Annotated in this window: 16 protein-coding genes and 1 pseudogene; 7 read left to right on the top strand and 10 right to left on the bottom strand. The window is 62.9% G+C overall.

Going from position 1 to position 11,686, the window contains the following annotated elements; translation table 11 throughout:
* Positions 1 to 12: 12 nt before the first annotated feature.
* Both NKJ93_RS10705 and NKJ93_RS10700 read right to left on the bottom strand, forming a co-directional pair.
* Positions 13 to 1,167 carry a YbfB/YjiJ family MFS transporter gene (locus NKJ93_RS10705; protein WP_352588963.1) on the bottom strand — a complete coding sequence of 385 codons (1,155 nt, stop codon included), beginning with the start codon at positions 1,165 to 1,167 and terminating at the stop codon, positions 13 to 15.
* A 112-nt stretch (positions 1,168 to 1,279) separates the two neighbouring features.
* Positions 1,280 to 1,489 (bottom strand): hypothetical protein, encoded by a 210-nt coding sequence (locus tag NKJ93_RS10700; protein WP_352496674.1) that lies wholly within the window; start codon positions 1,487 to 1,489, stop codon positions 1,280 to 1,282.
* 97 nt (positions 1,490 to 1,586) lie between these two features.
* Here NKJ93_RS10700 and NKJ93_RS10695 point away from each other — a divergent pair, with 97 nt between their 5' ends.
* Positions 1,587 to 2,501, top strand: coding sequence for a LysR substrate-binding domain-containing protein (locus NKJ93_RS10695; RefSeq protein WP_352496673.1), 915 nt, complete (start codon positions 1,587 to 1,589; stop codon positions 2,499 to 2,501).
* Here NKJ93_RS10695 and NKJ93_RS10690 read toward each other — a convergent pair.
* From NKJ93_RS10690 to NKJ93_RS10680, 3 genes and pseudogenes are all read right to left on the bottom strand, one after another.
* Positions 2,498 to 3,129, bottom strand: a pseudogene (locus NKJ93_RS10690) (IS5 family transposase). The gene NKJ93_RS10695 and the pseudogene NKJ93_RS10690 overlap by 4 nt on opposite strands.
* Positions 3,130 to 3,319: 190 nt before the next feature.
* A complete protein-coding gene (locus tag NKJ93_RS10685) occupies positions 3,320 to 4,162 on the bottom strand; it encodes an SDR family oxidoreductase (RefSeq protein WP_352548684.1) in 843 nt (280 codons plus the stop codon).
* Between the two features lie 102 nt (positions 4,163 to 4,264).
* Entirely contained in the window at positions 4,265 to 4,648 is a 384-nt protein-coding gene (locus tag NKJ93_RS10680; protein WP_352484075.1) for a DUF1330 domain-containing protein, read from the bottom strand.
* Between the two features lie 152 nt (positions 4,649 to 4,800).
* Here NKJ93_RS10680 and NKJ93_RS10675 point away from each other — a divergent pair, with 152 nt between their 5' ends.
* The 3 genes from NKJ93_RS10675 to NKJ93_RS10665 all read left to right on the top strand — a co-directional run bounded on the left by NKJ93_RS10675 (position 4,801) and on the right by NKJ93_RS10665 (position 7,564).
* The gene (locus NKJ93_RS10675) at positions 4,801 to 5,691 is read left to right on the top strand and encodes a LysR family transcriptional regulator (protein ID WP_352588959.1); all 891 of its coding nucleotides are present in this window, start codon (positions 4,801 to 4,803) and stop codon (positions 5,689 to 5,691) included.
* A 209-nt stretch (positions 5,692 to 5,900) separates the two neighbouring features.
* Entirely contained in the window at positions 5,901 to 7,157 is a 1,257-nt protein-coding gene (locus NKJ93_RS10670) for an aminopeptidase (RefSeq protein ID WP_352588957.1), read from the top strand.
* A gap of 56 nt (positions 7,158 to 7,213) precedes the next feature.
* Positions 7,214 to 7,564 carry a DUF488 domain-containing protein gene (locus NKJ93_RS10665; protein WP_352588955.1) on the top strand — a complete coding sequence of 117 codons (351 nt, stop codon included), beginning with the start codon at positions 7,214 to 7,216 and terminating at the stop codon, positions 7,562 to 7,564.
* Positions 7,565 to 7,769: 205 nt separating this feature from the next.
* Here NKJ93_RS10665 and NKJ93_RS10660 read toward each other — a convergent pair whose 3' ends face one another.
* Complete coding sequence (locus tag NKJ93_RS10660) at positions 7,770 to 8,123, bottom strand: ArsC family reductase (RefSeq protein WP_352588952.1); 354 nt, start codon at positions 8,121 to 8,123, stop codon at positions 7,770 to 7,772.
* A gap of 172 nt (positions 8,124 to 8,295) precedes the next feature.
* Between NKJ93_RS10660 and NKJ93_RS10655 the strand changes: the two genes are divergently transcribed.
* Positions 8,296 to 8,646: an ArsR/SmtB family transcription factor gene (locus NKJ93_RS10655; protein ID WP_352588949.1), complete on the top strand. Its 351-nt coding sequence runs from the start codon at positions 8,296 to 8,298 to the stop codon at positions 8,644 to 8,646.
* A gap of 2 nt (positions 8,647 to 8,648) precedes the next feature.
* On the top strand, positions 8,649 to 9,128 hold the full coding sequence (locus tag NKJ93_RS10650) for an SRPBCC family protein (protein WP_352589240.1): 480 nt from the start codon (positions 8,649 to 8,651) through the stop codon (positions 9,126 to 9,128).
* 18 nt (positions 9,129 to 9,146) lie between these two features.
* Here NKJ93_RS10650 and NKJ93_RS10645 read toward each other — a convergent pair whose 3' ends face one another.
* Together NKJ93_RS10645 and NKJ93_RS10640 are read right to left on the bottom strand one after the other, a co-directional pair.
* A complete protein-coding gene (locus tag NKJ93_RS10645; protein ID WP_352589270.1) occupies positions 9,147 to 9,437 on the bottom strand; it encodes a 2'-5' RNA ligase family protein in 291 nt (96 codons plus the stop codon).
* Positions 9,331 to 9,612: a 2'-5' RNA ligase family protein gene (locus NKJ93_RS10640; protein WP_352589237.1), complete on the bottom strand. Its 282-nt coding sequence runs from the start codon at positions 9,610 to 9,612 to the stop codon at positions 9,331 to 9,333. Before NKJ93_RS10640 ends, NKJ93_RS10645 begins: the two co-directional genes overlap by 107 nt.
* Here NKJ93_RS10640 and NKJ93_RS10635 point away from each other — a divergent pair.
* Positions 9,511 to 9,936: a hypothetical protein gene (locus NKJ93_RS10635; protein ID WP_352548751.1), complete on the top strand. Its 426-nt coding sequence runs from the start codon at positions 9,511 to 9,513 to the stop codon at positions 9,934 to 9,936. The genes NKJ93_RS10640 and NKJ93_RS10635 overlap by 102 nt on opposite strands.
* A gap of 64 nt (positions 9,937 to 10,000) precedes the next feature.
* Here NKJ93_RS10635 and NKJ93_RS10630 read toward each other — a convergent pair whose 3' ends face one another.
* Positions 10,001 to 11,086 carry an ABC transporter ATP-binding protein gene (locus NKJ93_RS10630; protein WP_352548690.1) on the bottom strand — a complete coding sequence of 362 codons (1,086 nt, stop codon included), beginning with the start codon at positions 11,084 to 11,086 and terminating at the stop codon, positions 10,001 to 10,003.
* Positions 11,076 to 11,684 carry a cupin domain-containing protein gene (locus NKJ93_RS10625; RefSeq protein ID WP_352548691.1) on the bottom strand — a complete coding sequence of 203 codons (609 nt, stop codon included), beginning with the start codon at positions 11,682 to 11,684 and terminating at the stop codon, positions 11,076 to 11,078. The genes NKJ93_RS10630 and NKJ93_RS10625 overlap by 11 nt, the downstream gene beginning before the upstream one ends.
* Positions 11,685 to 11,686: the final 2 nt, after the last annotated feature.

The following is an 11,686-nucleotide window of genomic DNA, read 5'->3' as shown; positions in this document are numbered from 1 at the left end:
GCAAGACCATAATCATGGCGATTTTGGCGCAGCCGACCAGGCGATCGCGCCGGAGGCGAGCAGGACGGCGGCGGCCACGATCGAGGCAAGGAAAAAGTTACCCGATGCCTGCGCAAGCATCCCGGCGACGATCGGGCCGATGATCTGGCCGAGGCCGAAGGCGGCCGTCATTACCGCCAGCATCCGGCGTGGTGCTTGCGGAGCAAGCTGCCTGCCGGTCTGCAGTCCAAGCGCGGTGATGGCGATGAAGGTGCCGCCGACAAGAAGGCCGCCGAGCAGCGGCCCTGTGTGCCCGCCCATGATGACACTGGCGCTGACGCCGACCACCTCGACCAGGCACCCAAGGGCGTAGGTGGCATAAAGCCCGATTTTAGCCGCGAGCTTCTGCCACAGCCAGACCGAGGGAAAACCGGCAAGTCCGGTGACCATCCAGACCACAGCCTCGAAGAGGCGGCCGCCGCCGCCCTGGCGGACGATGGCGACCAAGAACGTTGCCGTGACGATGTAGCCGAAGCCGAACAGGCCGTAGGCGACGATGATCTTCACCAGCGACTGGTGTGTCGGCAATGCCGGCTCGCTCCCGGTGGTGCTGTTCGCGGCCGAGGTGCCGCCGGCCAGCAAGGCGACGGCGGCAAAGCCGCAGGCTGAAATCACCGCCGACCACAGCCAGCCCGCAGCCCAGCCGGCATGTTCGGTGACGAGGACTGCCAACAGCGCCGAAGACGCCGCGATGCCGAGGCCGACTCCGCCGAAATACAGCGCCTGCAGGTCGTTTCGCCCGGCTGCGGCGAGATGACCAAAAACGATGCTGGTCATGAAGACCAATACGAAGGCGCTGGCGAGGCCGGCAAGAAAGCGGATGAGGAGAAAGACGGGCATCGTGCCGGTCAGGCCCATCAGGCCGGCGAGGATCGCAGTGGCGGCGAGGCCGGCCAGCATCAGCTGGCGCTCGCGGCCTTGCGCCCAGCCGCCGGTGGCGGCAAGCGCGCCGACGAGGTAGCCGAGATAATTGGCCGATGCGATCCAGCCGGCATCGGCCGGCGACAGGCCGAGCTCTTCCATCATTCCGGGCAGGATCGGCGTATAGACGAAGCGGCCGATGCCCATGGCGACGGCCAGGGCGATCATGCCGGCGATTGCCAGACGCAAGGGCGAAGCGATGTTCATCGCGGTGCACCATAGGTGCGCCTGCCAGTGAGACAATCCGCCTTTTATTGGGCCAGAAGTGTTCGCGGCCGCGTCGGCGGCTGGCTCGCCTGAAGTGCCAGCAAGTCCTTGTTTAGCCGCAGCAGGTCCTTGGCGGGGCCGTCTCAAAGTGAGTACGACCCGCAGTCAGCCTGAACGGCATGTCGGCGAGTTCGCGCTCCGACATGGTGTCGAGCACCGGATGCGACAGCGGATCGGTCACCCAGTTGGTGGCCTCGCTGTCATGCCGGTGTGGCTGCATTCCGATTGGGGAAAAGGCGCCGAGCCATGATAAAATCTTCATCGGATTTGCCTCCTCACTCTGAGTAACCCACCTAAAATCCGGCATTCGGCAGCGCCTGGCAATTGAGATTTAAGCCGTACGAGTTTAGAAAAACTGTATGGCTATGCTGAACCGTGTCCATCTCAACGGCTTGCGCGCCGTCGAAGCCGTCGCCCGCCTGGGCTCGCTCGCGGCGGCGGCCGGCGAGCTCAACGTCTCGGTCAGCGCCGTCAGCCAGCAGATCAACCGGACCGAAAAGCAGCTCGGCCGGGCGCTGTTCGAACGAACGCCAGCTGGCCTGGTGGCGACGGAATTCGGCACCGTCTTTACCGCGCGGCTCAGCGCAGGCTTCCGCGAGCTCGCACAGGCGGTAGCGCTTGCCGATGAAAGCTCGGAGTGCACGCTGGTGGTTTCGGTGGCGCCGGCTTTCGCCTCGAAATGGCTGCTGCCGCGGCTGTCGCGGCATTTCGCCCGCCATCCGAACGTGCTCCTGCGCATCGATGCCTCGGTGCGGCTTGCCGATCTCGATCGCTCGGACATCGACGTCGCCATCCGGCTCGGCGACGGCAAATGGCCGGGCGGGCGGGCAGAATTGCTGCTGGCGCAGGAGGTGTTTCCGGTCTGTGCACCGGTGATCGCCAGCAAGCTGAAATCGATCGAGGACCTTGCTTTGACCTGTGCGATCACCGACGAAAGATCGATGATCAGCTGGGGGAGCTGGTTCGAAGCGGCGGGGGTGGAGCCGGTCACCTTCATGAAGGGCGCGCGCTTCACCGATCCGATGCTGTGCCTGGAATCGGCGATTGCCGGTCACGGCGTCATGCTCGGCTGGCAGTTGCTGGCCGCCGACGCACTGGCCGACGGCCGGCTCGTCGCGCCGTTCGGCGTACGCGCGCAGAGCGGCCTCGGCTATTGGCTGGTGACTTCGGCCAGCAAGGGCGAAAGCCGCAAGGTCAGGGATTTCAAGACCTGGATGCGCGAAGAGATCGAGGCGACGATGGCGCAGTTCAGATCGCTCGAGAGGGCCAGCTAGGACGTAGACTCATTACCGCGTAGCCAGATGCGGATTGCGACGAGTTTGAGCGCGGTAAGATAGTTCTCAGCCAGCTTGTCGTAGCGGGTTGCGATGCGGCGGAATTGCTTCGCTTTGTTGAAGAAGCGCTCAACTAAGTTGCGGGCCTTATACAAGAAGGGGCTGAAGCAGATCGGGTCCTTGCGGTTGGCCTTGGGCGGGATGTTGGCCCATGCTTTTCGCTCGCTGACCGCATTGCGCAAGGCGTCGGCATCATAGCCCTTGTCGGCGAGTAGCATGGCACCCTCCGGCAAATCCGTGATCAGGTCCGCGGCCGAGGTAATGTCACTCATCTGACCTGCCGTGAGCATCAGTTTGATCGGCATGCCTTTGGCGTCGACAAGAGCATGGATTTTGGTTGTCAGCCCGCCTCGGGAACGACCGAGACAATGATCTCGATCCCCCTTTTTTGCCGTCGCGCCCTGCTGATGGACGCGAACAATAGAGGTGTCGATCATCTGCACCTTGCCGTCATGGACTTTGGTGATAGCACGCGCCGATCATCGACACGCGGCACACCTCGTGGCCTTTTGGGCAAAAGTGGCTTGATCACGTGCCATTCGAAGTCGGTCAGGTCATATCGGCTCATGCAGAGTCTGGAATCAGATTCCTCTGCAATAGGAAAGCCGCCAGTCGACAATCGACCTCTTAGCGGACGTATTTGATCAATTCACAGGTGGTCTTGGGAGTGCCGCAGCCACGAAGTCTTGACCTCGGAATTGCAGTGCCAATGGTGTTCAGCCACCAGCACGGCAAGTCCGGACGTTCCGCAGGGGTCGTTAGTTGCGGCCGTTGTCGTCGATGGCGAGGGAACTCGACAGCTCGCGATAGGTATCGATCTGCTGCTGCAGAATGGCAATCTTCTGCTCTGCCGTGGCAATGGCATCGGCACCGGCAAGGAAACGGTGGGGCAGCACGTCCCCAGCCGCGAGCGTGATCAGGGCGCGCGCAAGCTTGGCGGGGTCACCCCCTTGCTTGCCGTTTTGAGAACGCCAGAAAGCGATCTGCGCCGTCCGCCGCTCATGGTAGTCCTCGACGGAAGGCGCGGCATAGTTGGTCGACTCTTCCGTGAGAAGCTCGGTGCGGAAGAAGCCGGGGTTCACGATCATCGTCTCGATGCCGAACGGCACGACTTCGGTCTGCAGCGCCTCCATCCAGCCGTCGAGGCCGAACTTCGAGGCTGAATAGGCCGAGCAGAACTCGAAACCCATCAGCCCGGCCGTCGAGGAGATCGAAATGACCCTGCCGGACCGCTGGTTGCGCATCGCTGGCAGAAAGGCCCGCGTCACCTTCATGGGACCGACGAGGCTGGTGCTGAGCTGCAGTTGCATCTGTTCGGCGGTCAACTCTTCGAAGTACCCGGCAAAGAAACTCGCCGCATTGTTGACCAGCACGTCGATGCGGCCAAACCGGTCAAGCGTTGCCTGGGCAGCGGCTTCGGCGTCGGCCGCGCTCGTCACGTCCAGCTTGACGATAAGGAGGTTCTCGGACTTTCCGACGGCCCTTGCGACCTTTTCCGTGTTGCGGCCGGTTGCCACCACCTTGTGGCCCGCCGCCAACGCGGCCTTGGCGATATCCAGACCGAGGCCCCGGCCTGCGCCGGTGATGAACCAAACACTCATATTGGGCTCCTGTTGTCTAGGCCGCAGCTCGGCCTCGAATTCGGACGGATGGCCAGCATGGGCTGACGTCCCATGCTGGTATCCATCCGCTAGCGGACTGCATCACTGCGGAAGGCCGGCGCCTTCGGTGATGATGCGAAATCCTTCGGTCGACTTGGTAAAAAACTGCCGGGCCGCCGTGTATCCCGGCGAGTTGTAGTAGCGCTTGGCGTCAGCAAGGCTCGGGAACTCGGCGATGGCGATCACCGATCTCGAGCTTCCTTCGATGGCAGTGACATTAGGATTGTAGACGATCACGCGGCCGCCATACTGGGTGACGAGCGGCGAGGCGGCTTCGATGTACTGCTGAAACACCGCCTGATCCTTGATGTCATAGCTGCCGATCATGTAGGCGCGGGGGACGGCGCCCGTCGCTTCCTGAGCAAAGGCGGCCGGGCTCACGATCATGGTGAGAGCGGTGAGCGCGCCCACGATTACCTTCTTCATTTTGTTCTCCTTCAGTGGGCCAGTTGGACGGTAGGCATTGCGCGGAGAGTTGCTCCGGTTGACCGTCTGGCCTTGATGTCAGGAAGTTAGCTCCTTTAGCGGCATGCAATTAGATGGTATAATTTGCATGAGCTTAGAAGGGGGATTGATGAATGCGTCGCGACAGCCTGGATGACTTCCTGACCTTCATCGCCGTCGCCCGCGAGCGCAGCTTCACCAAGGCGGCCGCCATGCTCGGCGTGTCGCAGTCGGCTCTGAGCTATTCGATCCGGACGATGGAAGAGCGCCTCGGCGTTAGGCTGCTGACCCGCACGACCCGCAGCGTCTCGCTAACCGAAGCGGGGGATCGCCTGTTTCGAAGCATCGCTCCCAAGTTAGATGAGATCGCAAGCGAGATTGCCGCCCTCAGCGCCCTGCGCGACAAGCCGGCCGGCACAGTCCGGATCACCACCGTGGAGCATGCCGGCGAGACCATCATCTGGCCCGCCATGGTCGGGCTCATGCGCGACTATCCCGACATCAGGGTCGAGATTATCCACGACTACGGCTTGGCAGACATTGCGGCCGATCGCTTCGATGCGGGTGTACGGCTTGGCGAACAGGTGGACAAGGACATGATCTCGGCGCGCGTTGGGCCAGACTTCCGCATGGCGGTTGTGGTAGCGCCTTCATACTTCGCAAGCCGCTCCCGTCCGGTCACGCCTGAAGACCTTGCCGATCATGCGTGCATACCCCTGCGACTGCCCACAGGCGGCTGTGCACCGTGGGAGTTTCGCAAGGAGGGGCGGGAGTTCAAGGTGCGCGTTCAAGGACACGCCGCGTTCAACACCCTCGCGATGATCTGTCAGGCCAGCCTTGAAGGACTCGGGCTCGCCTATCTGCCCGAGGATCTGGTGACCTACCCACTCGAACAGGGTCGCCTGGTGCGTGTTCTTGAGGACTGGTGCCCCCTTCGGCCGGGATATCACCTGTATTATCCAAGCCGGCGCCAACACTCGCCGGCTTTCGCACTCGTGCTGGAAACGCTGCGCTACCGCGACTGAGTGCGGTTGAAATAAGGGTCGTCAGACCTCGACGACCATGGCACCTATCCAAGCCGCCCAGTACAGGAAGTCCGGAGCGTCCGTTTCCCACCGATCCCAGTCCCCCAATTTATGAGTTCACGGCCTAGGGCTGCCGGCGTCATCAGAGTGGAAAGGTCGGTAGCGCCGGTCTATGTAAGACACAGTCCCCAATCACGGCAGGCAGGATCATGACCACACATTCGCGCGGCGTTTCCGCAAGCATCGACCCGGTGAAGCTCGACAGGCTGGCGGAGGTCGCCGTCAAGGTCGGGCTGCAATTGCAGCCGGGGCAGGATCTGGTGCTGACCTCGTCTATCGCCGCGCTGCCTCTGACGCGGCGGATCGTCGAGCACGCCTACAAGGCAGGTGCGGGCCTGGTGACGCCGATCTTCAACGATGACGAGATCACGCTGGCGCGCTTCCGCTACGGCGCCGACGCCGGCTTCGACCGCGCCGCCGGCTGGCTCTTTGAAGGCATGGCAAAAGCCTTCGCCAATAATGCGGCGAGGCTTGCCGTGCGCGGCGAGGATCCGTCGCTGCTTTCTTCTCAGGACCCGGCAAAGGTGGCGCGTGCCAACAAGGCGAATTCGATGGCTTACCAGCCGGCGCTGGAGAAGATCACCGGCTTCGACATCAACTGGAACATCGTCGCCTATCCCGATCAGGCCTGGGCCAAGCAGGTATTCCCGGACGACGCCGAAGACGTCGCCGTGGCCAAGCTTGCCGACGCCATCTTTGCCGCCTCGCGGGTGGACGTCGAAGACCCGATCGGCAACTGGACGGCGCACAATGCGGCGCTGAAGAGCCGCACCGAATGGCTGAACGGCCACAATTTCCACGCGCTGCATTTCACCGGCCCCGGCACTGACCTGACCGTCGGGCTGGCCAATGGCCACGAGTGGATGGGCGGCGCCTCGACCGCCAAGAACGGCATCACCTGCAACCCCAACATCCCGACCGAAGAGGTTTTCACCACGCCGCATGCAAGGCGCGTCGAAGGCCATGTCACCAGCACCAAGCCGCTGTCCTATCAGGGTACCCTGATCGACGGCATTGCGGTTCGTTTCGAGGCGGGGCGCATTGTCGAGGCCAACGCCACGAAGGGCGAGGATGTGCTGCAGAAGGTGCTCGACACCGATGAAGGCTCGCGCCGTCTTGGCGAGGTGGCGCTGGTGCCGCATTCCTCGCCGATCGCCAAGAGCGGGCTCTTGTTTTTCAACACGCTGTTCGACGAGAACGCCGCCTGCCACATCGCGCTTGGCCAGTGCTACTCTAAGTGCTTCGTCGACGGCGCCTCGCTCAGCCAGGAGGAGATCGCGGCGCGCGGCGGCAACAAGAGCTTCATCCACATCGACTGGATGATCGGCTCGGATAAGATCGACATAGACGGCGTCCATAAGGACGACAGCCGCGTGCCGGTGATGCGCAAGGGCGAGTGGGTTTAGGCCCGGGATCTCTAAGCGAAGGCCAGCAAGCAGCGGCGCCTGCTGGCCCAGCGGAGTTGGCAATGGAGCTCGCGGTCAAGCGCATTTATGAGCAGCCGGCGCCCGATGATGGGCAGCGGGTGCTGGTGGATCGCATATGGCCGCGCGGCATCGCCAAGCAGGACGCGGCGCTGACGCTATGGCTGAAGGACATCGCGCCAACCAATGCGTTGCGCAAATGGTTCGGCCATGAGCCGGCGCGCTGGTCGGAGTTCCAGCGGCGATACCGCGATGAGCTCGACCGGAACGGCGAGGCGGTTGCGGAACTGCGCGCCTTGCTCCGTGAAGGCCGGGTGACGCTGCTCTACGGCGCGCATGACGAGAAGCACAATAACGCGGTGGCACTGGCGAGCTATTTGCGTGAGTAGAAGCGCTCAATTCGGCATGCCGGCGGGACAGCACCCCTCTCTGTCCTGCCGGACATCTCCCCCTCAAGGGGGGAGATTGGCAGCTTCGCCGAAAGCGCCCTTCTTTGGAGACTAGCGAAAGCCGAAGTGACATCCAATCTCCCCACTAGAGAGGGAGATGTCCGGCAGGACAGAGGGGGGCGCGACGGATCGCGGCGGGTCGGTCCTATTTCCCACGCACCGCCTGCTGATAAACATCAGGCTTGAAGCCGACCAGGATGCGCTCGCCAAGTTCCAGCACCGGACGCTTGATCATCGTCGGCTTGGCCAGCATCAGCGCCTTGGCCTTCTTTTCATCCAGACCCATCCTGTCCTGGTCCGACAGTTCACGGAACGTCGTGCTCGCCTTGTTGAGCAGGATTTCCCAGCCGACCTTGCCTGACCAGCCGTTCAGCCGATCCGCGTCAAGCCCGTCTGCCCTGTAGTCGTGAAAGCGATAGGCAACATCGTGGCTCGCCAGCCAGGAACGCGCCTTCTTGACCGTATCGCAATTGGTGATGCCGTACATTGTGATCGTCAAAACGCGTCCTCGGACCAGTCGAATCTGACGGCACCCTAAAACCGCGCCTCTCACTTTTCCAGCGGCCTCGCCGGGCTCCGCGATTTTGGCGCTTGCCAATAGTAAGGACTTTCCCTAAGTGTTTTCTAAGCCAACTCTGGTCACGCGGAATGGCCGAGGCAAGGAAATGACCATGACGAGCCTGCAGACCGAAAGCCCCCCGCCGATCGACGGCATTTTCCGGGCGCTCGCCGATCCGACCCGGCGACGCGTGGTCGAGCGACTGAACCGAAGCCCCGCCTCGGTCAGCGAGCTTGCGCAGCCGTTCGAGATGGCCCTGCCATCCTTCATCGAGCATCTCCGGGTTTTGGAAGGCTGCGGGCTGGTGCATTCGGAGAAGGCAGGCCGCGTCAGGACCTACCGGCTCGCGCCGGAGCCGTTGAAGCTCGCGGAAAACTGGTTGGCCGACCAGCGGGCGCTGTGGGAGCGCCGTCTCGACCAGTTCGACGACTACGTGCTGAAACTCAAGGAGACAGACAGATGAATATGGTCGCGTTTTTTCAACCCGATCCGAAGCTCGACCTCGTGCTCGAACGGACGATCGAGGCGCCACGAGAACTGCTGTGGACGGCCTTGACGAAGCCCGAGCATGTCCGCCAATGGTTCACGCCGAAGCCGTGGATCATCACCGATTGCGAGATCGACCTGCGGCCCGGCGGTCTGTTCCGCACCCGCATGCAGTCGCCCGACGGCAAGGAGGTCAACGACAGGCGTTGCTGCTACCTCGAGATCGTCCAGAACGAGCGGCTGGTGTGGACCGATGCGCTGCTGCCCGGCTACCGGCCGTCAGGCGACCCATTCATCACAGCGGTCATATCGCTGCAATCGCAGGGCGAGGCGACGCGCTACACCGCGACCGCTATCCACCGCGACGAAGCCACGCGTAACAGCCACGAGGAGATGGGCTTTTACGACGGCTGGGGCACGGTGGCGGATCAGTTGGCCGGCTATCTCAAGACGATCTGAGGCGACCCTGCTTCGCACTCACATTGCGGCCACGGAATCGTCGTGGCCGTTCAACCGCCAGCGTCCGAGCTCGTCGTACCGGCCTTGCCGGATCAGACTGCGGATGAGCACAAAGTCACGTACGGTCCAGTTGATCGGTTCGATCGCCCGTTCGCGAACCCTTTGAACCCGCAATTTGTCACGAAGCAATGTAACATGAGCTTCAAAGGAGCTCCCCACGAAGGGCTTCAGCGGGCTGTCGGCGATCAGGGCGGTAAGATTGCGCCAGAACGCTTGCAGAGGCGGGACGCCATCGCTGCCACGCAGCACCAACACCGCCACCGAAAGCCGACAACCGATCGAACGACACTTCAAAAGGTTTCGCCTGGACCATCGAGGCGACGTGGCGGGCGATTTCGACCAATTCCTCCGGCAGTCCATCATAATCGCCGAGCCCAACAAGCGAGATGTGCAGGCGTTCTGCCGGAAACGCTTGCCCTCGCAGTCCCGATTCTCGCCGCCAGACGGCTGCCCGGCGTGCAAGCGGCACGGCGATCGTGCTTTCAAGAAGAATGGCGAAGAACAGTCGGTCGTTCCAGCGCCGATCCAGTTCCTGCCAGTTGAAAACGGCTTGGCCGTTTTCGGTGATCCTGAATGCGGGCAGCTCATTCATGTCATTGCTCCTCTAAAAAGCCATTCCCGCCCAGCCAAGCAGAATAGAACAAAAAGAGAACAAATCAACGGAAATGATACGAGCGCTGGTGCTGGCAGCATCAATGCTCGCAACCACATTTCGGTCGGCCGTATGTTGATGGCTCAGGCGCCGTAGCCGATGATGCCCTTGATCTCGAGGAAATCGTGGATCGCCCGGTCGGCGTATTCGCGGCCGTTGCCTAGCTGGACAGCATAGGGCAGTTGGCGCCACGGCGCAGGCTGATATGCGCCACGTCGCCGACGCTGAATTGAAAACCCTCCGCCCGGCGCGGCGCGTCGATCACCACCTGTGTCCCCTGCCCCAGCTCTGCATGAAGGCGCAAGGTGCGGCCGTGAAAGACGATGCTGTTCACCCGCACCGGTGCAGTACCGGCCGCGGCCTCTGTCGTCGCCAAAAGGTCCTCCGGACGCACGCCGATGGTGCGCACCGTGCCCTCGCCAGGCAGTTCGCCCGTCTCCGAAACCGCTTCCAGCGGCAGGGCGCCGGCGGCGAACCGCAAGCGCTCGCCGTCACGGCCGACGAAGCGCGACTGCAGAAGGTTCATCGTGCCGATGAAGCTGGCAACGAATTTGGTGGCGGGCCGGTCGTAGAGGGTCGCCGGCGGCGCAATCTGCTCGATGCGGCCTTTGTTCATGACGACGATGCGATCAGAGATCGACAGCGCCTCGGTCTGGTCGTGCGTGACCATGACGAAAGTGGTGCCGAGGCGCGACTGCAGTCGCTTCAATTCGACCTGCATCTGTTCGCGCAGATGCGCATCGAGCGCCGACAACGGCTCGTCGAGCAGCAGCACGCGCGGTTCGCAGACGATGGCGCGGGCAAGCGCGACGCGCTGGCGCTGGCCACCCGACAATTCGGACACGCGGGCGCCGAGCTTTTCAGCAAGGCCGACCATGTCGAGCGCTGCGCCGACGCGCTTTGCCTGTTCGGCACCGGAGAGCTTGCGCAGCGACAAGCCGAAGCCGACATTTTCGGCGACGTTCATGTGCGGGAACAGCGCGTAGTCCTGGAATACGGTATTGACCGGACGGTCGAAGGGCCTGAGCGCACTGATGTCGCGGCCTTCGAGCAGAACCTTGCCGCTCGACGGGCTTTCGAAGCCGGCGATGACCCGCAGGCTGGTGGTCTTGCCGCAGCCGGATGGTCCGAGCAGGGTCAGGAACTCGCCGCGCGAAATATCGAGATCGACGGCATCGAGCCCGACGATGCTGCCGGGGAATATCTTGGAGACCTTGTCCAGCCGGACGAGCGGATCAGGCGCCATCGCGAACCTCGGACGGTTTGGTCGTGTTGACCCACAGGATCTGGCAGCGCTCGCTGCCCGGATTGCGGAAGGCATGCAGCAAGGTGCTCTTGAAGGCGAAGCTGTCGCCGGCCTTCAGGCCGTATCTGGTCGAATCGACCACCAGCTCGACCTCGCCCGAAAGGACGAACCCGAATTCATGGCCTGCATGGGCGTAGGCTTCGGCGGTGCCGCCACCGGCCTCCACCGTCACCAGCATGCCGGTCAGCGTAGCGGCCGGCGGCGACAGCAGTGCCTTGGCAATGCCTTCCGACTTGACCGGGATCTGCCGCCGGCTGTTGGCGCGCACACAATAAAGATCGTTGCCGGCGTCGTTGCCGTCGGCGATCAGCGCGGACGGCTCGATGTCGAGGGCGGCGGCGAGCGGCCAGATCACTCGGACCCGCAATGACGACATGCCGCGCTCGATCTGGCTCAGCGCTCCGATCGAGACGCCGGCTTTGGCTGCAAGTTCGGCCAGCGAGAGATTACGCTCCAGCCTTAGCGCCCGCACGCGCCGGCCGACCCTGACGTCGGCGTCGTCCTTCGGCTTCTCAGCCGCTTCGTCCAGCATGTCCATTC

The sequence above is a fragment of the Mesorhizobium sp. M0028 genome, from assembly GCF_040323855.1.
Classification (GTDB): domain Bacteria; phylum Pseudomonadota; class Alphaproteobacteria; order Rhizobiales; family Rhizobiaceae; genus Mesorhizobium.
The sequence above is the reverse complement of the archived record's forward strand: the minus strand, read 5'-3'. Positions and strand labels throughout refer to the sequence as shown.

What these genes read in the sequence shown, in the direction of transcription:
- NKJ93_RS10705 (WP_352588963.1), bottom strand. Translation starts at nt 1,167, where the DNA reads ATGAACATCGCTTCGCCCTTGCGTCTGGCAATCGCCGGCATGATCGCC.
- NKJ93_RS10700 (WP_352496674.1), bottom strand. Translation starts at nt 1,489, where the DNA reads ATGAAGATTTTATCATGGCTCGGCGCCTTTTCCCCAATCGGAATGCAG.
- NKJ93_RS10695 (WP_352496673.1), top strand. Translation starts at nt 1,587, where the DNA reads ATGGCTATGCTGAACCGTGTCCATCTCAACGGCTTGCGCGCCGTCGAA.
- NKJ93_RS10685 (WP_352548684.1), bottom strand. Translation starts at nt 4,162, where the DNA reads ATGAGTGTTTGGTTCATCACCGGCGCAGGCCGGGGCCTCGGTCTGGAT.
- NKJ93_RS10680 (WP_352484075.1), bottom strand. Translation starts at nt 4,648, where the DNA reads ATGAAGAAGGTAATCGTGGGCGCGCTCACCGCTCTCACCATGATCGTG.
- NKJ93_RS10675 (WP_352588959.1), top strand. Translation starts at nt 4,801, where the DNA reads ATGCGTCGCGACAGCCTGGATGACTTCCTGACCTTCATCGCCGTCGCC.
- NKJ93_RS10670 (WP_352588957.1), top strand. Translation starts at nt 5,901, where the DNA reads ATGACCACACATTCGCGCGGCGTTTCCGCAAGCATCGACCCGGTGAAG.
- NKJ93_RS10655 (WP_352588949.1), top strand. Translation starts at nt 8,296, where the DNA reads ATGACGAGCCTGCAGACCGAAAGCCCCCCGCCGATCGACGGCATTTTC.
- NKJ93_RS10650 (WP_352589240.1), top strand. Translation starts at nt 8,649, where the DNA reads ATGGTCGCGTTTTTTCAACCCGATCCGAAGCTCGACCTCGTGCTCGAA.
- NKJ93_RS10630 (WP_352548690.1), bottom strand. Translation starts at nt 11,086, where the DNA reads ATGGCGCCTGATCCGCTCGTCCGGCTGGACAAGGTCTCCAAGATATTC.
- NKJ93_RS10625 (WP_352548691.1), bottom strand. Translation starts at nt 11,684, where the DNA reads ATGGACATGCTGGACGAAGCGGCTGAGAAGCCGAAGGACGACGCCGAC.